Below are 20,649 nucleotides of genomic sequence, written 5' to 3'. Positions count from 1 at the left end.
TAATTCTTGGATTTTTATCCACGATATCTAAAACCTCCGCTACATTTTCGTTTTTCTTGACATTTTGTGTATTTGACAAATCTGGTGAAGAATTTTCAACATTGGAGACTTCAACTTCAACTTTAGTATCATCTGAATTATTTTCTGCAACTTGTTCAGTTAATGTACTCTCCTCTTCTTCAACAACATCTTCATGTTCAGTAATTTCATCTTCTACAATAGATTTTTCATTATTATCTTCTTCTTCACTACTAGTAATATCATCTACAATAGATTCAATCTCACTAATAGAATCTTTATCATCATTTAAAATATCTTCTAAGGATTTAGATCCATTACTGTCAAAATTTTCATCATAAATATTTGGAATTAAGGAATCTAACCCTTTACCAAGACCACCAGCCATCTAATCACATCCATAATGCTTATACTCAATTAACATTAGATTCATTTAAATTATCTCTTTCTAAAATCTCTTCAGCTAATTTTAAATAAGCCTTAGTTCCAGTACTTTCAGGATCATAAACCAAACATGGTTTACCGAAACTTGGAGCTTCAGCTAATCTAATGTTTCTAGGAATAAAAGTTTTAAAAAGTAAACCATTATCATCAAAATAATTTTTAAGTTCTTTGTAAATATCCCTACTTAACCTTGTTCTTTTATCATACATAGTAAGTAGAATTCCTTTTATTGGAGTTGGACTTTTAAGTCTTTTTTCAACAAGTTTTATTGTATTAATCAAATCCGCAACTCCTTCAAGCGCATAATATTCAGCTTGAATCGGTATCAATACACTGTTTGATGCTATAAGAGCATTAACAGTTATAACACCTAATGAAGGAGGTAAATCAATGAAAATATAATCAAATAATGGAACAACATCTTTAATAGTTTTTTTTAAAATATTATGGTAATTTTCTTGATTACTTAACTCTACACCTGCTCCACTTAATGACATGTTACTGGGAACAATGAATAAATTTTTTATGAAGGTTGGTTTTGTAACTTTCTTGATATTAATATCCCCAATAATAGCATCATAAATCGTGTTTTCCAATCTATTTTTATCGATTCCAAAACTTGTTGTTGCATTAGCTTGAGGATCCATATCTACAACCAAAACAGTTTTACCCAATAGGGCTAACGAAGTTGCAGTGTTTACAACAGTTGTTGTTTTTCCACACCCACCTTTCTGATTCATTACAGCTATGACTTCACTCATTAATAATTCTCCTTAAACTTAAAGGACGTTTAATCCTATCAAAACGTAAAAACATGACTAAGATATAAGTTATAACTTATATCTCATAACTTCAATGAAATAAATTATAAGTTAAATATTATGAAGTGTAACCTCTAATTTATCACTTAAACATTTTAAGTTAAAAGATATAACTTTTAAGGGACAAGTTATACCTTTTACCTTAAAAGGAATAAATTATAAGTTATTTGGGACAAGTTAGAACAAATAACTTCTAACGTATAAATTATTATTGATAAGTTAAAAGGTCTAAGTTCTAACTCTTAAGTTATATTTTATAACTTCTTCCTTATAAAGTATTTGTTTTCACAAATAAGTTATTAGTTATAAGTGATAAGTTAGAATAAAAAGTATTAGTTATAACTTATAAGTTATTACTTATAATAAAAAAAATTAAAAAAAATAAAAGAGTGAAAATCACTCTATTTTGCATTTTGCATTGTTCCTTCAAAGTAAGAAGCATATCCTTTCAAGTCAAGCATTCCATGACCTGAAAAATTCATGACAATAGTTTTTTCCTCACCAGTCTCCTTGCATTTCAATGCTTCATCAATAGCAACCCTGATAGCATGAGTGGTTTCAGGTGCAGGAACAATACCTTCATTACGGGCAAAGGTAACACCGGCTTCAAATACATCTTTTTGATGAACTGCCCTAGGGGAAATGTATCCTTCTTTAGTTAAAAGTGAAACAATAGGTGACATTCCATGATATCTTAGCCCTCCAGCATGAACTGATGGTGCAACAAAGTCATGGCCTAATGTAAACATCTTGAGCATTGGAGTAAATCCATTGACGTCACCGAAGTCATAATCATAAGATCCTTGAGTTAATGTAGGACAAGCGCTAGGCTCAACAGCAATGAATTCAGTGTCTGAATTGCCATCAATCTTATCCTTAAGTAATGGGAAAAATGATCCTGCAAGGTTACTTCCTCCACCGGCACAAGCAATCATTACATCAGGTTCCTCTTCAGCCTTTTCCAGTTGTACTTTCAATTCCTGACCGATAATGGTTTGATGAAGCATTACATGGTTTAAAACACTACCAAGTGAATATTTGACTTCATCATTAAGCAATGCCTCTTCCATAGCTTCGGAAATGGCCACACCTAAAGAACCGGGATGGTCCGGATTTTCCTTAAGGATTTGGCGTCCGATTTGGGTATTTTCACTAGGTGAAGCAAATACGTTACCGTTGTAAATATTCATGATATTTTTCCTGTCAGGCTTTTGGTTGAATGAAACTTTAACCATATATACTGTACATTCCAAATCTAGCATGTTACACGCTAAGGATAAAGCAGTACCCCATTGGCCCGCACCGGTTTCAGTAGTCAGCCTTTCAACTCCTTCCTTTTTAGCAAAATAAGCCTGAGGAATAGCTGAGTTCAACTTATGTGAACCAGTAGGAGAAGTATCTTCCCTTTTAAAATAAATCTTAGCTGGTGTATTTAAATATTTTTCAAGTCTTGTTGCTCTAAACAAAGGAGAAGGTCTTCCGACCTGCATATACAATTCTCTCACTTCATCTGGAATTGTTATGTATCTGTCTGGAGAAAATTCCTGTTCTAAACCAGCTTTGGTAAAAGCCTTTTGTAAGTCTGAAATTTGATCTTTTCCTTCACTGTTTTTTGGTTCTGGAAGTGGGGTAGGCAAATCTGCCAAAATATTATACCATTTTTTAGGCACTTCATCAGAATCTAATGTAATTTTATAATTCATGTTAATAAATTTTGAATAATGTACTATTTAAAACTTTGTTGTACAAATAAGTGCAATTAATATATTAATAAAATGAATACAATAAAATAATTTATGAGAATTTTAGCTATTGATGTAGGAACTGGAACACAAGACATAATGATTTATGATGATGAAAAGGAATTGGAAAATTCAATAAAGCTTGTATTGCCTTCTCCGCACCTCTTTATTTCACAGCAAATAAGGGAAATCGAAAATGACCTTTATTTCGACGGCGAAATAATGGGCGGGGGAAAAATAAAAAGAAGCTTGCAGGAGCATATGGAAAAGGGATATAAGGTAGTAATGGAAGAGATTCCTGCAAAAACAATAAGAGATAAAATATCCCAGGTTGAAGCAATAGGAATTGAAATAGCTTCACCGGAAAAGGAATATAAGGACTTTACGAAAATAACGCTGGGCGACATCAATATTACGCAACTCTCAGAGTTTTTATTAGGATATGATCTGGAATTCGATTTCGATGAGATTGCAATTGCAGTTCAAGACCATGGATACAATGAAAACATGGGCGACAGGGATTTCAGATTTGAAAAAATCAGGGAAAAGTTAAGTGAACCGATAAAGCCTGAAGAATTCTCATTTAAAGGAAACGTTCCGGATTACTACACCAGAATGAAAGCCGTTGAAAGATGCCTTGAAAATGAAGGAATAGAAATAAAACCTGTACTGATGGATACGAAATTCGCATCAATAACAGGAATGTGCTATGATGAAACAGCATCAAAATTAAACAGTTTCATTGCAATAGACATAGGAAACGGCCACACCACAGCTGCAACAATAGAAAACGGTAAAATCCAGGGAATATTTGAACATCATACATCATCCCTAACACCTGAAAGCCTTGAAAATTACATGAAAAGGTTGGCTGAAGGAATAATAACAAACGAAGAGGTTTATAATGACCACGGTCACGGTGCGCATGTAATCAATCCGATTTCAAAAATCGAAAAGGTTATAGTTACAGGCCCAAAGCGTGAACTGATTGAAAAGACAAACCTTGACTGGCATCACGCATGTCCCGGAGGGGATGTTATGATGACCGGAACGATAGGACTTATCAAGACCCTTGAGGAATTGCATGTATAAGATGGACTCACATATTCATAGTGAATATTCTCCCGATTCAAAATCAAAGCTTGAAGATATTTTTAAAGTTGCGAAAAGCAGAAATATAGATATAATAGCTATAAGCGATCACAACACTGTTGAAGGTTCAAAAAAAGCTCGGGAAATGACAAAAAATGATGATTTGCTAGTGATTCCATCAATTGAAATATCTTCACTAAACGGCCATATTTTAGGTTTCGGATGTGAAGAATACGTTGAGCGGGATTTGCCCGGCCAGGAAACAATTGATCTGATTCATGACCAGGGCGGGCTGGCAATAATACCTCATCCATACTGTTTTTACAGGCACGGCCTTTTATGCAAAGAAGACTATAAAGATTTGAAGATAGATGCAGTTGAAACAAAAAATGCTCGCTTTATAGTAGGTTACTGTAACAGTAGGGCAAAAAAACTATCCGAAAAAGAGAATTTGCCCGGACTTGGTGCCAGCGATGCCCACTACTATAAATTCGTTGGTGACTGCTATTCGAAAATTGACTGTGAAAAAGATATTGATAGTGTATTAAAAGCTATTAAAAAAAGTAAGGTAGAAGCATTTGGAAAAGGAACATCAAACATACGTTTATCCAAATACTTAATTGATTATAAAATATTAAAAAGGATTTAATTTATTTTTGAAGTTTGATTTCTATAATAGAAACATTAGTTTTTTCGTTGTTATAGTTTTCAACTTCCTCTGTGGAAATTTGAATATCTGCAACAACGGCATCCTGAATGAAACTGTTTCTAACTATTTCTGCAGTGTCAACAGCACGGCTAATGGCTTTTCCTCTAGCCCTCAATGTTACTGAATCATTATCATTGAATTGTGTTACTACAGCCAAAACATAGTTCATTACCGGTTTATTTCCTATAAATATTGTATTTTCTTCCATATTTTATTCTCCTCGTGTATTTTAAATTAAATTTCAGATCTTTGAATTAATATTAACTTATTTATTGAATCCAATACGGCCAATATACTTGCCATAACAATATCGTCATTAATTGCCCTACCTGTGGATTTGTTTCCTTCATTATCTGAAGAAATAACGAATACATCAGCTAAAGCATCAGTACCTCCATTAATAGCTTCAAGATTATATTCTTCAAGTTCAATATCCATAGTGTCCTGAATAAGTTCACGAATAGCATTCAATGCAGCGTCAACCGGACCGACACCAGTGTTTGAAGTTTCCTTTTCAACTCCATCAATTTCCAGCTTTACGGTAGCAGTAGGGGAAACTATAGCTCCACATAATAACCCTAAACCTTTCAATTTAATAGGTGTCTCACGTGCTGCAGCAAGTTCTGTCAGTGCAATAGCTTTCAAATCATCGTCAGTTACACATTTTCCCCTGTCGCCCAAAGCCTTAATCTGTGCAAATACCTTATCAAATTGTTCATTATTTAATTCTATATGATAATTTTTTAATTTTGATTTTAAGGCATTTGCTCCTGTATGTTTTCCTAAAAGAATTTTTCTGGAATGACCTACCAATTCTGGGGAAATAGGTTCATATGTAGATGAATTGTTTAAAATTCCGTGAACATGAATCCCTGATTCGTGGGCAAAAGCATTGTCGCCAACAATCGGCTTATTGACTGGCATTTTGATACCTGTAAGTCTGCCTACGAATTCCGATAGGCTATACAATTGAGAAGTGTCTATGTTTAAATTAATTCCATAGGCAGTTTGTAGAGTAACAACAATCTCTTCAAGAGAAGCATTTCCTGTACGTTCACCAATACCATTGACTGTGACATGAGCCTGATTGGCACCACATTCAATGGCCGTTAAAGTATTAGCCGTGGCCAATCCAAAATCATTATGGAAATGAACGCTTATTGGAACTTTAAAATTACTTTTAATCCCGGTTATTAATTCTCTTGTTATGATTGGAGTCAAAACTCCGACAGTGTCTGGAATATCTAAAAAATCAGCGCCAGCAGCAACAATTTCCCTGTAAATATCCAAAAGGAAATCATATTCAGTTCTTGTAGCATCCTCTGCTGAAAATTCAACGCTGAGGCCATAATCCTTGGCATATTCCACTGCCTCAACTGCTGTTGCAATTGTAGTTTCCTTAGACATTTTCAATTTATATTCCCTATGCAATGGAGAAGTACCTAAGAAAATATGAATATAATCCAAATCAGCATCCAAAACTGTATCAATGTCATTTTTAACGCTTCTGGCCAAACCTACAATAGTGGAATCCAAATCTAAAGATTTGATTTCTTTTGTGGCTTGAAATTCACCACTGGATGCTGCCGGAAAACCAGCTTCAATTTTATCTACACCCAGATTGTTGAGTTTCTGTGCAATCTGAATCTTTTCATCTACTGTAAGAGCGACGCCTGGAGTCTGTTCACCGTCCCTGAGAGTAGTATCAAAAATATAAATCTCATCAGCAAGATTCATATTCTCTTTAATTATTGTTTCTATATCATCGCCGTACATAGTAAATCTCCATGAATATTAAATGATTATTTTTATTATAAATACTTATCGTTTATTTAAAATAGTAATGAAATGATAAATATATATAAAAATAGCAATAAGCTATTAATAATGTACATATTAATACATTACTAAAAAATTTAAGTTTAAAGACATATATTAATCTTTTAAATAAGAAAATATTTCTCCAAAAAATCTAAATTTTGAATAAAATTTAAAATTATATAAAATGATGTATATACAATTATATTAATCATGAGTATAAAATACCTTGGTATTTTATTTTAAATTCTACTTCAATTTTTTACTAGACTATTGATTAACTATCAATTTAATCAACCATTACGTTAAGAAAAATGTAGGTATGATATTGATGAAAAATCAATAAGATAATATTTAATCAAAACCTAAAATATTAATATGAAATTGGGATTTACAACATTGTGCATGTTTATGGAAGACAACATGAAAATCATTGAGGCCGCCCATGAGCATGACTTTGAAATGATAGAAATTCTTGGGGAATCACCGTTTTTTACGAAAGACGATACTATGACCTATAAGGACTGCGGACTGGAAGTGTGCATACATGCTCCAACAGTTGACATTAACATTGCCAGCCTGAATTCGGGCATCAAGGCCGAAAGCGTGAAGCAGATGAAGGAATGCATTGACTATGCAGAAAGCATCAACGCCCGTGCAATAACACTGCATGCAGGAAAAATCGGTAGAAATGATCCTCCGCTTAGAAAACAGGCTCTCGAATTTGCATGCGAAAGCATTTCAGAACTGGTCGATTATGCAGAAAACGTGATTGTTTCCGTTGAAAACATGCCAGTGAGACCAGTATTTCTTGGAAACACAATTGAAGAAATTGAAATGTTTAAAAGCGAATGCGGATGCGGAATCACAATTGATGTCGGACATGGAAATACAACAGGAAACAATGAGGAACTGTTGGAATTAAAAGGAATTACATACTGTCATTTGAATGATAATGACGGCGTGAAAGACCAGCATATAGCTTTGGGTGATGGAACCCTGGATTTAAAACTGTTAAAAAATGTTGAAAGAGGAATAATAGAGCTAAATAACTTCGATAATATATTGAAAAGCAAAGAAGTAATTAAAAATCAATTTGAGTAACTTCCCTTATGCTTTCAATGATGTAGTCTGTCTTATCCATCAGCTTAGGAGATACTTCTTCCTGCTGTTCAATGGTCAGTACGCTGACGTCAGCTCGTTTAAATGCCAGAACATCGTTTAGACCGTCACCAACCATCATTACCTTATAGCCGTCATCCTGAAGAGACTTGACCACTTCACACTTGCCACGGGTGGAAACGCTTCCATGGGCATTGTCCTTATTGATATCCAGCATGTCGGCAAGCCTGTTAATGGCTCCTTTTCTGTCACCTGAAGCCAATACGATTTCACATCCCTGAGACTTTAAGCTGTTAACAGTGTCAACCACACCGTCAAAGAGTTTGCCTGCTGAAGTTATCGTGTAGGCAATGATTCCAACATCCATATCTAGAATAACCGCTGATCCATTGCACAGCTCCATATGAGGAACCTTTTGTCTTAATATTGGAAATCCATCTGTGATATCAGCCACTACAGCTGACTTTTCATTGAATAGGATTTCTTTAACCTCTTCTTTAGTAGTTTCAAAATTTGTGAAGCTCACATCAAAATCAATGCTGAATTCCTTTATAACATCGGACAACAGTGTATTTGAATCTAACTCCAATAGCTTATTTGTATTGTACTGAAGGACAACCAATGCCAAAGAATCAGTTTGGTCAATCAAATCAAGGGAATTGATGTCAGTGAATATATTGCCTGAAATGACATCCTTGATAACCCTATAGCGCTCAATCAATGTTCCTGAATTATCAAACACAACAGCCTTATTCATATTTAATAATAGCTTTTTGTTATTATTTAAAAGTTTTCAGAAATTAGTTATAAGTTATAAGTTATAATGTAAAAATTAAAAAAAAATAAAGAAGAGTTATAACTAATAAACACTGATGTTTAAATAAGTTAAAACTCCATCATTTGAATTAGTTTCTGGAATATCAATAGGCTCAATAACAGGTTCATTTAACGGATATTCAACTGGCATTACTGTCAGAGGATCATTATGGAAATTATACTTATTCAAATCTTCAGGAAGAAGAGAGTGATGTTCCTTGAAATACTCATAAGGAGTAGTATGATTTAAATATTGAGCTTGACGGTTATAAAGACTTTCAGGAATTAAACCATCATGTTCAACAGTAAACAACACTTCATCATAAGTATAAGCAAAAAAATCATCATCAATAGTGCCGACAGGTGCCATATCGTCATGTCCATGACAAATTAAATTTTGAGGAAGTGGTTTTGTAATTTCACCTATAGGAATATAAAGACCACATTCAGCACATTGTGTATATTTATCCGTTGTATTCAATTTATTATTGATATTGAAAGAGATATGCTCTCCATTATAGACATGATACTTTGAATCGTCAGCAGAGTTAGAATTGACACCTCTAGATGGTAAAACAGCATCACTGACTTTTTCTGCAATATCCTCTTGAGAAATTACCTTATCTACGGATCCATTGGAATTTGTTATTGAATCAGATTGAGTAGCATCGTCTAAATCGGAAATTGTATTAACTTCATTAAGATATAATGCATATCCTCCAGAAATGAAACATATTACGAGTATTACTGCTAAAACAGCTGTAATTTTTTTAATATTATCACCTCTTGAATTCGTGTTAAATATTTTATACATTATGGTATATATATCTTACTAAATAATATCTGCAATGCCAATGAAAAATTGATTTGAAAAAACCAAGTTATATAAATATTAAAAAATAAACCTATATTTATTATATTTATGTAAGGTGTTTTAATGAACGTTATTGAAAAATTAAATTCCATCAAAAATGGAGAATTAACCGCTAAGGAAAATGTTGAAGACTTCCTTAAAGTTATTAAAGAAAAAAATGACTCCATTAATGCTTTCATTGAATTAAACGAAGAAAATGCATTAAAACAAGCAGAAGCTATTGATGCAAAAATAGCTAATGGAGAAGAAGTTGGAAGCTTAGCCGGTTTAGTGTTTGGAATTAAAGCAAATATTAATGTAGAGGATATAATCATTTCTGCAGCTTCAAAAACATTGGAAGATTACTATGGAAGTTACAATGCAACTGTTGTCGATAATATATTGGCAGAAGATGGAATAATTATCGGTATTGCAAATATGGATGAGTTTGCGGCCGGTAGTTCAACTGAAACTTCCTATTATGGACCGACCCAAAACCCTAACGCATTAGGCAGAATCCCTGGCGGTTCATCAGGCGGTAGCGCTGCAGCTGTTGCGGCCGGAATGTGTGACATTGCATTAGGTTCAGATACAGGAGGATCCATCAGAAACCCTGCATCCCATTGTGGTGTCATCGGATTCAAACCTACATACGGTGCCGTTTCAAGACAAGGATTGCTTGACCTGTCAATGAGTCTGGATCAAATAGGTCCTTTTGCAGAAGACGTCAGCGGCATCGCACTTGCATTGAACACTATCGTTGACTATGATGAAACCGAATGTACTACCTTGAACTGGCAGGAACCTGATTTCACAGAATGCCTGGAAGACAAATCCCTGGAAGGCATGAAAATAGCAATATGTAAAGACTTCATTGAAGTAACAGACGATGAAATCAATAAAACCGTCAACAAAGCTATTAACAAATTGGTTGATGCTGGTGCTGAGCTTGTGGAAGTGTCCTTTGACCATATTGACTTATGTTTACCTACCTACTACCTAATCAATTATGTTGAATTCTTCTCAGCTACAAGAAAATACGATGGAAGGGAATACGGTTCCAGAATCGAAGAAGTCTGTGGAGACGAAGTTTTAAGAAGAATAAAAATCGGTTCCCATATTGCGCAAGCTGAATTCAGCGGAAAATACTATAAAAAAGCACTTCAGGCAAGATCACTTATCCGTAACGAAATCAATGCTATGCTTGAAAACGTTGACTTGATTGTAGGTCCGACCGTGCCTAAACTTCCGCACGAAATCGGTGAAGAACTGGACACTATGGAAATGTATGCTTACGATGTATTAACAGTTATTGCTAACCTTGCAGGTATCCCGGCAGCAAGTATCCCTGCAGGAACCGTTAATGACATACCAGTAGGTCTTCAAATACAGGCTAAACCATTAGAAGATGAAAAAATTGTTAAAGCAATGGCTGTATTTGAAAATACTCAATAATTAATGGGTTTTTTAACCCTAACCATTTTATTTTTTTACAATTAACCATTAAAGTAAAAATACTAAAATAGTACTTAAATATAGTATATTTAATATGAATTTTACACTTGAAATGTATGTCTAAAAAAACTTTAAAAATTATGAAAATCATAAGTCTATTTGAGGTTATTTTATGACAAAAATTGGACTTGCTTATGTAAAAGGTGCGGTTCCAGGATTTGAACAGTTTGGAAATTTACCGACAGATATCGTCAAGGAAAACGGTTTGGTTAATGGAAACAAAGCAAGCGATGAACTTGACGCATTGATTATACCTGGAGGAACGTTGATAGAATCCAATGACATTAATATGGAGTTGAACAGGGAAATCCTGAAAATGGCCAAACAGGGAAAACCTATTATCGGAATATGCGCCGGTTTTCAGCTGCTTTCAAATCAGATAGATATAGGGAGAAAATCAGAAGTTCCAATCATAAAAGAGGGACTGGGATTAATCGATGTTGAATTTTCACCGCTGATTACAAGCGACAGGGTAGTAGCTAAAGTTTATGACAACTCATTTATAACAAAAAATCAAAACGAGGATGTTAAGGGATTCCATACACATACATATGGAAAGGTTGTTGGTGATGCAAAGCCTCTGTTTTACTCAAAAGTCCAAAGAATGAATTATGGAGACACCAATAAGGCCGGAGACTATAATATATTTTCCGGAGCATGCAATGACGATGGAAATGTTATCGGTACAATGATACACAACATTTTAGATGAAAATCCGATTATTGTAGAAAATTTCCTCAATCAAATAGATGCAACGGATGTCGAAGAAATTTACAATAGAAACAAAATTGTGAAAGAGTATATTCTCTCGGAAGTTGGAATCGGCACAAATATAAAGATACCTCAAGTGAAAATTAACGACAAACCTAAATTCCTAATGATAGGAAGTAACGGGTCCGATTCCGGAAAAACATTCATATTGACAGGTTTGGCCGGTGCATTAAGAAAAAGGGGCTATAAGGTAGCGCTTCTGAAAGTTGGCCCTGATGTCCGTGATATTATACCGGGATTATATTTGACAAAAGATTACATGAATGACTTCAGCTCAATAAAAATAGGACACCTTGGATGGAGCGACATAGAATCTACAGTAGCCAGACTGAATTCTTCAGACTATGATATTGTACTGATTGAAGGAGTAATGAGCGTATTTACCGGTTTACTGAATGAAAAGGTTCCATTTTCAGCAGCTGAAATAGCAATGTCATCAAATATACCTATGCTTCTGATATCTGGTGTTAACAAGGGAGGAATTGAATCCGCTGCAGTAGATTTGGTAGCACATGCGAACATGCTTGAAAAATTTAATGTAGATGTTAAGGGAATTTTATTGAATAAAGCATATAATGAAAATATATTCGAAAATGTCGTCCCATATATTCGCAACAATTCAAATGTCGATGAAGTGTTAAGCGTTGGAAAGCTTAAGCTTGAAACCAGAGGATTTACGCCGGAAATTGAAATAAGATATGATCTCTTTACAAAAGCCGCCCTTGATTTGGTAGAGAAATCGCTTGATATCGACAAAATTGCCGATATGGCTCAGGAAGTCAAGTTCAATCGCATAATTCCATTTGAAGAAATTAAAGATAAGGTGATATAATGGCACTTAATTTAAGCCCTGAACAGGGAGTTAAACTAACAAAAAAAGACAGGGTTCAGGTTGCAAGGAAAATACGCCAGGGCTGGAAAGCTAACTGTCTGATTCCCGATTACGTATTTGATGAAAACGGAGATATACAGATAGGATCCGATAAAAACCGCCGCGTAGTCAAAAAAGTCAAGATACTAGATGACGGAATTCATTTTGAAAAGGCTCTAAAAAGCAAGACACTGAGAGTTCCATGGGACAAAATATCCCTTATTGAACCGACAAAAGAGGTCAGGGACGGTTTAAAAATAGGAATGTATGATGGAAAATACGTTGTATTCAGCATTTATAATTCATATAAGATACAACAAATTACTCAATTTATAATTGAGCATATTAAAAATAAAAAAATGGATAATACTAACATGTACAGTTAGTATTCTTCTAAATATTTTTTAATGATATCGTTTCCTCTAAGAAGGACCAAATCATTGTCTTCAGCATATTTTTTTGCATCATCGAATGATGTAGCCTGACCGGTTTCACCATCCATCATTTCACAAACGACACAAACAGGAGTGACCCCTGCCATTTCACACATTGCAAGACCGATTTCAGTGTGTCCTCTTCTGTTTTTGACAGTGTCAACTGCTCCTCTTAAAAGACAGACATGACCTGGTGATCTGAAAGTTTTTCCGAATTCGTCAAATCTTTCATCCCTGAACATTTTAGCCATTTCACTAATGGTCATTGCCCTGTCGTGGTCTGTAACACCTGTGAATGATTTTCTGTGATTTACCCAAATTGAAAATGATGACCTTTCATCGTATGGAATGTCATTAGGAGCAAGTTCAGCTAAATTTGGATACTTTTCAGTAGCCGCTTCCATAATGTCAACCATAAATGGCAAGTTGATTTCATCACAGAATTTGGAACTGATACAGTTACAGATTAATCCGCCAGCATCATTTCTCATAGTAGCTATGGATTTTGGAGTTACAAACTCAGAAGCGATAATCATGTCGATTTCGCCTTCTCTGTCATCATTGTCGTATACTAAAATAAATTTACCTTGTCTTAAGGCTTCAAAACCTTTTTCTAAATCTGTTTCTTGATTCATAGTAATGTCTCCTTGTGTACTAGAACCAGGGCTAAAAAATAATCTACTTATTCTCTTTCATCCGGACTGTCACCGTCGGTTTTGGAATCTCACCAAATCAACACATTTCCTTCGTGCTCGTGGACTTATTTTGTTAAAATCACCACCGGTGGAGAATTTCACTCCGCCCTGAGAACGTATTAAAAAATATATCAGTTATGTATAAAATACTTTGTGGTTTAATTATATTAACTAATATTTTTCAGATATTGCTGTGAATCTTTAGGAAAGATATACTTATAATACTCTAAAAAAGAATTAGCAGGTAATTTCCTTTTTTTATTAAGCATGTCATTCCAAATAGAATTTGCTTCTTTTTCTGTAATAATTTGATTTTCAAAAGAAATGGCAATAATCATGGATGAAGTTAAAAGAGTTAAATTGAACCTCTCCTGCTTGCAGAAGCAGGAGATTCTTAGGCCATACATATAGTTTCTATTTCGTGACTACTTAATATATTTTTTAAGTATTTTTGTGGTAGTATATGTATGAAATCTACTAAGCTTGGCACCGATGAACCAGCGGCGCGTAGACCTTCGTCTAAAATATTTATTGCTGCATTTAAATCACGTAATAAATGTGTGTGGCAGTGTGGGCATTCCCATTCTCTTTCGTGACGACCTAAGTCATGGTTTATTTCACCACAGATGCAGCATTTTTTACTTGAGGGGAACCATCTGTCGATTTGTACGAATTCTCTGCCATACCATTGTGCTTTGTATCGTATCATTTCAATTAGTTTTCCCCATCCGATTTCGTGTATGCTTCTGCTGAGGTTGCTTTTAAGCATACCCTTAATGTTTAGCGTCTCCATTGCTATGAATTTGCAGTTTTTAACTATATTGTAGCTTATTTTATGATAATAATCATTTATAGTGTTGTTTTTCTTGTTTATCCATTTGTGTAGTTTTTTGATGGTTTTTTTCCAGTTGGATCCGCCTTGTTTTTGTCGTGCTAGTTTTTGTTGGTAGTATTGTATTTTTTCATTTATTCTTTTTAGGTCTGGTTTGGCTATCACTGTTCCTGTGGAGAATGTTAGAAAGTCTGTAATACCAACATCTATTCCGACATATAAGCCATATGGTGAGAACTCTTCACGTGGTTCTATTTTGTTGAGTTGGTATGCTATGCAAACATACCAATGACCATTTTCCTTTTTAATGGTTGCTTCCTTGATTTTACCATCTATGTTTCTTTTATGTTTGACTTTGATGTATCCGAGTTTGTTTATGCGTAGTTTATCTTTTTCCCATCTTAAAGATCCTTTAATTCCTTCTTTGGTTTTATAATCGTTGTTTCTTAGTGTTATGGAGTTTACCGGATTTCTTTTCACTGATTTGAACTTGGGAAATCCTGTTCTGCGATCATAGTATCCGTCATAGGCTTTTATTAATCTGTCTGTTGATGCTTGAAGACATGTGGAGTCAGCTTTTTTTAAAAAAGGCTTTTTATCTTTTAGATATTTTACTGTATCCTGAGTATAGCTGCGGTTTACTTTGAATTTAGTACCTATTCCAAATTCTTTTACGAAATTAGTGCGATAAATACTAAATTCTAATGTTTTGTTATAAACATAAGCACAAGCACGCAGATTAAACTCCAAAACCTTTTCCAGTTCCTCATCAGGAACAAACTCACATTTATCCGTCAAAATAAAAAAATTTTCACACATAATAAAACAAAACTCAACCCCTTTATATAACCAAATATTTATTTAAACACCATATATTCTAACTATTAAGAAAAAAACATGGAAAATAAAATGAATTGACCTATTTAATAAAAAAAATCAAATTAATATCCATTAATCCATGCATATATTCTCTAAAATATATTTATAATACCCACACATATAAAGAACTTATCCAAGCATTTGACAAGAAATAAATATTTTACATCATGAAAAAATAAGATGCATAATCTAAAAAAAAATATATGATGCCTTTAAAGTGCAATTCATCTCCGGCTTGCAGAAGCCGGAGAATTCTTGCACAAAAATGTTAAATTTTTTTACATAACCTTTTACATCACTTAGATTATTAGAAGCTATAATTCCATCATTTACTATAGCATAAGATAATGCGGCAGCTTCACCTTTTCCAACAACCTTAAAATTATCCCAATATCCATTTTTAATACATTTATATTTTGTATACTCTTCAGAAAAAATATCCATATTTATAATCTTTACAAAACCTGAACTAATAATATCATTAAATGATTTTTTGAGCATAGGATCATTGCATAACAGAATTAACTCATCATATGCAGGTTTTGAATATTAATTTCCTTAAATAGCTTTTTTAATATAAAAACTTTATCAATTACTAAAAAAGTAAAAAAACAATCGGTATCATAGAATACTTGTTTCTTAAACAAAAGAAACACCCCTTTTTATTATTTGTATATGATATCCGCTCTATAATTTCTAATAAAAATTTCATCATGCATTCCTTTAGAAATTTTATTTTTACTAAAAACTTCTTCAGTCAAAGGAATAATAGAACCTAATGAATAAAAGTGTTTATTAGATGGAGATGGCTCATATAATTCAGTGTCAAATCCTAATTTTTTAGAATTTTTTATAACATTTAGTTTAAATTTTTTGAATTCATCAAGTGAAATTAAATCTTCTTTTCTTAATCTATTCAATAGATGTGAATGGCTAATTTGAAAAAATTGTTCACATTTAATCATATCTTTTAAATCCCAATTTATAATATTATTTCGATAAATATAATCAGATAATGCACAATCAGGCATTAATAAAGAAGATGCGAAATTATTAGCATTTATTTCACTCTCAATATTAATATTATCAGTGCAAACAATCCATCCGTCTGATTTTTCATGGAGTAAATGATATAATTCATGAGCAAAAGTGAAAGTTTGTCTGCCTTTAGAATGAGTTGAATTAATTAAAACCAAATAATCTGTACTATTTTTTGAACAACATCCACTGATAAATTGGTCCATTTCTAACCATTGAATAGTTAAATTATTAATCTTATCTAAACAAATAGAAAAAATATTCAAAGGAGAATAACTATCAATACCCCATTTTCTTCTTTGTTTCAATGCTAAATCATCAATATCGTTTTTTAACATTAGACTACTCCTCATTTAATTCTCTAAGTAATTTCAAATAATTCATTGTTTCATTGATTTTAGCAATTACATTTAAATCAACATTTTTATCAATTCTAAAAGCAATTTTAGGGGCAGTATATTCATCAGATTCACCTAAAATATATTCAGGAGAACAATTATAGAGTAAACAAAGTTTATCCATTAAATCCAAATTTAAATTTCGTTTATCCCTTTCAATTTTAGATAAATTACTCTGATCGATACCTAAATAATTACTAACCTGTTTTTGAGAAAATCCATGATCTTTACGTAATTGTTTAAGTCTACTAATATTTTCTTCCATTTTAATTACCTAAATAAATATATATTAATTATATAATTATATGTCATATTAATATATTTAAATTTATCTAAAAATAGGTCAAAATTCAATGCTTACGATATCGCCATCTTCAAGATTCAGCTCATCTCTCAATTTCTTCTCAGCAATAAATTCAAGATAGTTTTCAGTGTGTTCGGTTTTCGCCGGGAAAACTATTGCGCCTTCAACATCGTCATTTAAAACAGCTTTAATGTATTTGACAGCACCAAAACCTTCATCAGGCTTAATAATATTTTCGCAGCTGTCCTTAACCTCATTAATTTTGTCTAAATGTTCTTCCGGCACTATAATATTCAATGTTCCTGGATATGGTTTAAAACCGCAATTTTTGATAAAATTATTAACATAAAAATCCTGAGAAAGGAAAAATGCCGCTTTTCCCAAACCCGTTGTTACTTCACCATCAAGTTTCATCAAATAACCTCTTTATTGATTATATCAATTAACATATTTATATTAATTATTAAAAACAAAGATAATTATTAACAAATTAGATGAAAGGTATTAAAATGGAAGTTAAAGAAATTCAAACAGATGTGTTAATTGTAGGGTCCGGTGGAGCCGGTTCAAGGGCAGCTATTGAAGTTGACGATGCTGGACTTAAGGCTACAATTGTATCAAAAGGACTATCATTCAGATCAGGATGTACAGGAATGGCTGAAGGAGGATATAATGCAGTTTTTAAGGCTGTTGATGAAGAAGACTCAATCGATGCCCACATCAAGGATACATTAAAAGGTGGAAGCTATCTGAATGATGAAAAATTGGTCAATATATTAGTTAATGAATCTCCTAAAAGATTAATTGACTTAGAAAATTATGGTGCACTGTTCGACAGGCAGGAAAACGGTAAAATTGCACAAAGGCCTTTTGGTGGCCAGACATACAGAAGAACATGCTTCCAGGGAGACAGAACCGGTGCTGAACTTTTAAATGCATTGAAAGAAGAGATTATCAGAAGAGACATTGAATGCATTGAAGAAGTCATGATAACCTCCTTAGTTCAGGACGGCATCCAGGTAATAGGAGCTACCGGATTTGACCTGAAAGATTCCAGCATTATCTATTTCAAGGCAAAAGCTGTAATATTTGCAAGCGGAGGAGCCGGCCAGTTATACCCTGTAACTTCCAATACCTTTCAGAAAAACGGGGACGGCTTTGCAATAGCATACAGGGCCGGTGCAAACCTAATTGATATGGAACAGGTTCAATTCCACCCAACAGGAATGGTAACACCAGAATCCAAAAAAGGAGTTCTTGTAACAGAAGCCGTGAGAGCTGAAGGCGGCAAGCTACTGAACAAGGATGGCGAACGCTTCATGGCAAAATATTCTCCTGAAAAAATGGAGCTGTCAACACGTGATGTGGTTGCAAGATCAATCTATCAGGAAATCATCGAAGGAAGAGGCAGCGAGCACGGTGGAGTTTACCTTGACATTTCACACCTTGACGATGATTTGATTGATGAAAAGCTGGAAACAATGGTCCTGCAGTTTGAAAATGTTGGCGTTGACATCAAACATGAACCTATAGAAGTTGCTCCGACGGCACATCATTTTATGGGCGGAATTAAAATAAATACTGATGCATCAACATCACTTCCAAATCTCTTTGCCTGCGGAGAGGTCTGCGGCGGAGTCCATGGTGCCAACCGTTTAGGAGGTAACGCTCTGGCCGATACTCAGGTATTTGGAAAAATAGCAGGTGAAAGCGCTGCAAAATCTGCAAAGGAAAGTGAACTTAAGACAAATGAGGAGATGTTTTTAGCTGAAAAGCAAAGAATTGAAGGGTTAATAAAACCGGGTTCCATTAAAGCATCTGAATTTAAGGAAAACATCAAAAAGCTGATGTGGGAAAAAGTAGCTATTGTGCGTGAAGAAAAGACTTTAAACGAAGCCCTTAAGCAACTGCAGGAAATGCAGAAAGACCTGGATAATATTGATGTATCTGACAAAAATCAGTATAACAGTGAGTTAATGACTGCATTGGAAGTAATCAATATGGTTGAAACCTGTATTCTGGTTGTTAAATCAGCTATATTGCGTCGTGAAAGCAGAGGCGCTCACTTCAGAAGCGATTTTCCCAAAAGCAATGATGCCTGGAAAAGAAGTATTGTTTTAAACAAAAATAAAATAAAATTTGAAGCAAGATAAAAAAAAATTAGAGAGCTTTTTTAAGCTCATCTATTGCAATTCTTGCTTTTTCATAAATTTCTTGCTCATCCAATGTAGTCAGTTTCTTGTTTTCCATTAATATTTTACCATTACAGATTGTAGTGTCTACATTAGACCCGTTTGCTGAATAAATAATATTAGAACTTAATTTAGAACTGTCCGGAACCATGTTGGCATTATTTTTATCAATTAAGATTAAGTCTGCCTTTTTGCCGACTTCAACAGATCCAATTTCATCATCCAAACCAAGAGCCTTTGCACCGTTGATTGTTCCCATTGCCAATGCCTCATCGGACGTGAGAACCTTAGGGTCAAGAGTTGAAACCTTTTGAAGTAAACTTGCTGTTTTCAATTCCTCAATCAGATCCAAGTTATTGTTTGAAGATGCGCCGTCAGTTCCGATTGAAACGCAAATATCGTTTTCAAGCAATTTGGATACGGGAGCTATTCCTGAAGCCAGTTTCATGTTACTGCAAGGGTTGTGTGAAATTTTAACATCATTTTTCTTGATGATTTCTATTTCATCATCACTCAGCCATACGCAATGTGCACAGACTACATCAGGACCTAAAAATCCGATTGAATCGAGGTATTCAAAAGGCCTTAATCCCTTTTCGGCTGAAACATCATTGATTTCCTTCTGAGTTTCGCTTACATGAATGTGAATCTTCATTCCGGTTTCATCAGCTAATCTGCGAACTTCCTTCAATAGCTCTTCTGAAGCTGTATATGGTGAATGCGGTCCGAAAAATACTTTGATTCTTCCGTCAGCAGTATCATGACAATTCCTAAATAAAGTCATGTTCTCTTCAATTTCAGCTTTTCTTTTTTCCTCATCACCAAAGTCAATCATTCCATATGACAATACTGCCCTTATTCCTGACTCATCAACGGCTCTAGCAACATCTTCCATGTAAAAGTACATGTCTGAAAATGTTGTGGTACCTGATTTGATCAATTCAACGGCTCCTAAAAGAGCACCTATATAACAATAATTACCATTAAGATTTGCTTCCATAGGCCATATATTATCATTTAACCATTCATCCAGAGCCAAATCATCTGCCAATCCTCTGAACAATGTCATTGATAAATGGGTATGTGTATTTACAAATCCAGGAAGCAAAATTTTTCCTGTTGCATCAATTGTTTTATCTGCTTTTTCATTTTTTTCATCAGAAATTTCAGAAATCAAATCATTTCGTATTAATATATCCTGTGGATTGTCATAAGTCTTTTCAGGATTTAAAATTAATGCATTTTTAATCAGTATCGTATTATCTGCCATAATAACACCCAAAAA

General features: G+C 33.8%; 20 protein-coding genes, 1 pseudogene and 1 riboswitch. Of the genes and pseudogenes, 7 read left to right on the top strand and 14 right to left on the bottom strand.

Going from position 1 to position 20,649, the window contains the following annotated elements; translation table 11 throughout:
• From ACKI2W_RS03975 to ACKI2W_RS03965, 3 genes and pseudogenes are all read right to left on the bottom strand, one after another.
• A pseudogene (locus ACKI2W_RS03975) lies at nucleotides 1-406 on the bottom strand (hypothetical protein); the annotation flags it as partial.
• Nucleotides 407-431: 25 nt separating this feature from the next.
• Nucleotides 432-1,223 carry a ParA family protein gene (locus ACKI2W_RS03970; protein WP_407379464.1) on the bottom strand — a complete coding sequence of 264 codons (792 nt, stop codon included), beginning with the start codon at nucleotides 1,221-1,223 and terminating at the stop codon, nucleotides 432-434.
• Nucleotides 1,224-1,684: 461 nt separating this feature from the next.
• A complete protein-coding gene (locus ACKI2W_RS03965; protein ID WP_407379462.1) occupies nucleotides 1,685-2,986 on the bottom strand; it encodes a TrpB-like pyridoxal phosphate-dependent enzyme in 1,302 nt (433 codons plus the stop codon).
• 93 nt (nucleotides 2,987-3,079) lie between these two features.
• Here ACKI2W_RS03965 and ACKI2W_RS03960 point away from each other — a divergent pair, with 93 nt between their 5' ends.
• Entirely contained in the window at nucleotides 3,080-4,117 is a 1,038-nt protein-coding gene (locus ACKI2W_RS03960; RefSeq protein ID WP_407379460.1) for a DUF1786 domain-containing protein, read from the top strand.
• Nucleotides 4,110-4,766: a CehA/McbA family metallohydrolase gene (locus ACKI2W_RS03955; protein WP_407379458.1), complete on the top strand. Its 657-nt coding sequence runs from the start codon at nucleotides 4,110-4,112 to the stop codon at nucleotides 4,764-4,766. Before ACKI2W_RS03960 ends, ACKI2W_RS03955 begins: the two co-directional genes overlap by 8 nt.
• Nucleotide 4,767: 1 nt before the next feature.
• Here the strand turns inward: ACKI2W_RS03955 and albA are convergent, their stop codons facing one another.
• Nucleotides 4,768-5,034, bottom strand: coding sequence for a DNA-binding protein Alba (albA, locus tag ACKI2W_RS03950; protein ID WP_407379456.1), 267 nt, complete (start codon nucleotides 5,032-5,034; stop codon nucleotides 4,768-4,770).
• A 26-nt stretch (nucleotides 5,035-5,060) separates the two neighbouring features.
• Nucleotides 5,061-6,602 carry a 2-isopropylmalate synthase gene (locus ACKI2W_RS03945; RefSeq protein ID WP_407379454.1) on the bottom strand — a complete coding sequence of 514 codons (1,542 nt, stop codon included), beginning with the start codon at nucleotides 6,600-6,602 and terminating at the stop codon, nucleotides 5,061-5,063.
• Nucleotides 6,603-7,022: 420 nt separating this feature from the next.
• Here ACKI2W_RS03945 and ACKI2W_RS03940 point away from each other — a divergent pair, with 420 nt between their 5' ends.
• On the top strand, nucleotides 7,023-7,748 hold the full coding sequence (locus tag ACKI2W_RS03940; RefSeq protein ID WP_407379452.1) for a sugar phosphate isomerase/epimerase family protein: 726 nt from the start codon (nucleotides 7,023-7,025) through the stop codon (nucleotides 7,746-7,748).
• On the opposite strand, the gene ACKI2W_RS03935 is transcribed toward ACKI2W_RS03940, so the two are convergent.
• The gene (locus tag ACKI2W_RS03935) at nucleotides 7,729-8,523 is read right to left on the bottom strand and encodes an HAD family hydrolase (protein WP_407379450.1); all 795 of its coding nucleotides are present in this window, start codon (nucleotides 8,521-8,523) and stop codon (nucleotides 7,729-7,731) included. The genes ACKI2W_RS03940 and ACKI2W_RS03935 overlap by 20 nt on opposite strands.
• A gap of 102 nt (nucleotides 8,524-8,625) precedes the next feature.
• Entirely contained in the window at nucleotides 8,626-9,396 is a 771-nt protein-coding gene (locus tag ACKI2W_RS03930; RefSeq protein WP_407379448.1) for a hypothetical protein, read from the bottom strand.
• A 123-nt stretch (nucleotides 9,397-9,519) separates the two neighbouring features.
• On the opposite strand from ACKI2W_RS03930, the gene gatA reads away from it, so the two are divergent.
• The 3 genes from gatA (at nucleotide 9,520) to ACKI2W_RS03915 (ending at nucleotide 12,978) form a co-directional block, all read left to right on the top strand.
• Nucleotides 9,520-10,890 carry an Asp-tRNA(Asn)/Glu-tRNA(Gln) amidotransferase subunit GatA gene (gene gatA, locus ACKI2W_RS03925; RefSeq protein ID WP_407379446.1) on the top strand — a complete coding sequence of 457 codons (1,371 nt, stop codon included), beginning with the start codon at nucleotides 9,520-9,522 and terminating at the stop codon, nucleotides 10,888-10,890.
• Between the two features lie 172 nt (nucleotides 10,891-11,062).
• The gene (locus ACKI2W_RS03920; protein WP_407379444.1) at nucleotides 11,063-12,553 is read left to right on the top strand and encodes a glutamine amidotransferase-related protein; all 1,491 of its coding nucleotides are present in this window, start codon (nucleotides 11,063-11,065) and stop codon (nucleotides 12,551-12,553) included.
• Complete coding sequence (locus ACKI2W_RS03915; RefSeq protein ID WP_407379442.1) at nucleotides 12,553-12,978, top strand: hypothetical protein; 426 nt, start codon at nucleotides 12,553-12,555, stop codon at nucleotides 12,976-12,978. The genes ACKI2W_RS03920 and ACKI2W_RS03915 overlap by 1 nt, the downstream gene beginning before the upstream one ends.
• Here the strand turns inward: ACKI2W_RS03915 and ribB are convergent.
• The 6 genes from ribB to ACKI2W_RS03885 form a co-directional block, all read right to left on the bottom strand.
• Complete coding sequence (gene ribB / locus ACKI2W_RS03910) at nucleotides 12,975-13,661, bottom strand: 3,4-dihydroxy-2-butanone-4-phosphate synthase (protein WP_407379439.1); 687 nt, start codon at nucleotides 13,659-13,661, stop codon at nucleotides 12,975-12,977. The genes ACKI2W_RS03915 and ribB overlap by 4 nt on opposite strands.
• 45 nt (nucleotides 13,662-13,706) lie before the next feature.
• Nucleotides 13,707-13,841: riboswitch (FMN riboswitch) on the bottom strand.
• Between the two features lie 274 nt (nucleotides 13,842-14,115).
• Nucleotides 14,116-15,351: an RNA-guided endonuclease InsQ/TnpB family protein gene (locus ACKI2W_RS03905; protein ID WP_407379437.1), complete on the bottom strand. Its 1,236-nt coding sequence runs from the start codon at nucleotides 15,349-15,351 to the stop codon at nucleotides 14,116-14,118.
• A gap of 270 nt (nucleotides 15,352-15,621) precedes the next feature.
• Complete coding sequence (locus tag ACKI2W_RS03900; RefSeq protein WP_407379435.1) at nucleotides 15,622-15,876, bottom strand: hypothetical protein; 255 nt, start codon at nucleotides 15,874-15,876, stop codon at nucleotides 15,622-15,624.
• 221 nt (nucleotides 15,877-16,097) lie between these two features.
• A complete protein-coding gene (locus tag ACKI2W_RS03895) occupies nucleotides 16,098-16,808 on the bottom strand; it encodes an ImmA/IrrE family metallo-endopeptidase (protein WP_407379434.1) in 711 nt (236 codons plus the stop codon).
• A 4-nt stretch (nucleotides 16,809-16,812) separates the two neighbouring features.
• Nucleotides 16,813-17,133 (bottom strand): helix-turn-helix domain-containing protein, encoded by a 321-nt coding sequence (locus tag ACKI2W_RS03890; protein ID WP_407379432.1) that lies wholly within the window; start codon nucleotides 17,131-17,133, stop codon nucleotides 16,813-16,815.
• Between the two features lie 78 nt (nucleotides 17,134-17,211).
• Nucleotides 17,212-17,586, bottom strand: a complete 375-nt coding sequence (locus ACKI2W_RS03885) for a DUF120 domain-containing protein (RefSeq protein ID WP_407379430.1) — start codon at nucleotides 17,584-17,586, stop codon at nucleotides 17,212-17,214.
• 95 nt (nucleotides 17,587-17,681) lie between these two features.
• On the opposite strand from ACKI2W_RS03885, the gene tfrA reads away from it, so the two are divergent.
• A complete protein-coding gene (tfrA, locus tag ACKI2W_RS03880; protein WP_407379428.1) occupies nucleotides 17,682-19,325 on the top strand; it encodes a fumarate reductase (CoM/CoB) subunit TfrA in 1,644 nt (547 codons plus the stop codon).
• Between the two features lie 7 nt (nucleotides 19,326-19,332).
• Here tfrA and ACKI2W_RS03875 read toward each other — a convergent pair whose 3' ends face one another.
• Entirely contained in the window at nucleotides 19,333-20,634 is a 1,302-nt protein-coding gene (locus tag ACKI2W_RS03875; protein ID WP_407379426.1) for an amidohydrolase family protein, read from the bottom strand.
• Between the last annotated feature and the right edge of the window lie 15 nt (nucleotides 20,635-20,649).

The sequence above is a fragment of the Methanobrevibacter sp. genome (genome assembly GCF_045603845.1).
In the GTDB taxonomy this organism is placed as follows: Archaea; Methanobacteriota; Methanobacteria; order Methanobacteriales; family Methanobacteriaceae; genus Methanocatella.
Note: the sequence above shows the minus strand (reverse complement) of the source record. Positions and strands in the feature narration are given on the sequence as shown.

What these genes read in the sequence shown, in the direction of transcription:
- ACKI2W_RS03970 (WP_407379464.1), bottom strand. Translation starts at nt 1,223, where the DNA reads ATGAGTGAAGTCATAGCTGTAATGAATCAGAAAGGTGGGTGTGGAAAA.
- ACKI2W_RS03965 (WP_407379462.1), bottom strand. Translation starts at nt 2,986, where the DNA reads ATGAATTATAAAATTACATTAGATTCTGATGAAGTGCCTAAAAAATGG.
- ACKI2W_RS03960 (WP_407379460.1), top strand. Translation starts at nt 3,080, where the DNA reads ATGAGAATTTTAGCTATTGATGTAGGAACTGGAACACAAGACATAATG.
- ACKI2W_RS03955 (WP_407379458.1), top strand. Translation starts at nt 4,110, where the DNA reads ATGTATAAGATGGACTCACATATTCATAGTGAATATTCTCCCGATTCA.
- albA (WP_407379456.1), bottom strand. Translation starts at nt 5,034, where the DNA reads ATGGAAGAAAATACAATATTTATAGGAAATAAACCGGTAATGAACTAT.
- ACKI2W_RS03945 (WP_407379454.1), bottom strand. Translation starts at nt 6,602, where the DNA reads ATGTACGGCGATGATATAGAAACAATAATTAAAGAGAATATGAATCTT.
- ACKI2W_RS03940 (WP_407379452.1), top strand. Translation starts at nt 7,023, where the DNA reads ATGAAATTGGGATTTACAACATTGTGCATGTTTATGGAAGACAACATG.
- ACKI2W_RS03935 (WP_407379450.1), bottom strand. Translation starts at nt 8,523, where the DNA reads ATGAATAAGGCTGTTGTGTTTGATAATTCAGGAACATTGATTGAGCGC.
- ACKI2W_RS03930 (WP_407379448.1), bottom strand. Translation starts at nt 9,396, where the DNA reads ATGTATAAAATATTTAACACGAATTCAAGAGGTGATAATATTAAAAAA.
- gatA (WP_407379446.1), top strand. Translation starts at nt 9,520, where the DNA reads ATGAACGTTATTGAAAAATTAAATTCCATCAAAAATGGAGAATTAACC.
- ACKI2W_RS03920 (WP_407379444.1), top strand. Translation starts at nt 11,063, where the DNA reads ATGACAAAAATTGGACTTGCTTATGTAAAAGGTGCGGTTCCAGGATTT.
- ACKI2W_RS03915 (WP_407379442.1), top strand. Translation starts at nt 12,553, where the DNA reads ATGGCACTTAATTTAAGCCCTGAACAGGGAGTTAAACTAACAAAAAAA.
- ribB (WP_407379439.1), bottom strand. Translation starts at nt 13,661, where the DNA reads ATGAATCAAGAAACAGATTTAGAAAAAGGTTTTGAAGCCTTAAGACAA.
- ACKI2W_RS03900 (WP_407379435.1), bottom strand. Translation starts at nt 15,876, where the DNA reads ATGGATATTTTTTCTGAAGAGTATACAAAATATAAATGTATTAAAAAT.
- ACKI2W_RS03895 (WP_407379434.1), bottom strand. Translation starts at nt 16,808, where the DNA reads ATGTTAAAAAACGATATTGATGATTTAGCATTGAAACAAAGAAGAAAA.
- ACKI2W_RS03890 (WP_407379432.1), bottom strand. Translation starts at nt 17,133, where the DNA reads ATGGAAGAAAATATTAGTAGACTTAAACAATTACGTAAAGATCATGGA.
- ACKI2W_RS03885 (WP_407379430.1), bottom strand. Translation starts at nt 17,586, where the DNA reads ATGAAACTTGATGGTGAAGTAACAACGGGTTTGGGAAAAGCGGCATTT.
- tfrA (WP_407379428.1), top strand. Translation starts at nt 17,682, where the DNA reads ATGGAAGTTAAAGAAATTCAAACAGATGTGTTAATTGTAGGGTCCGGT.
- ACKI2W_RS03875 (WP_407379426.1), bottom strand. Translation starts at nt 20,634, where the DNA reads ATGGCAGATAATACGATACTGATTAAAAATGCATTAATTTTAAATCCT.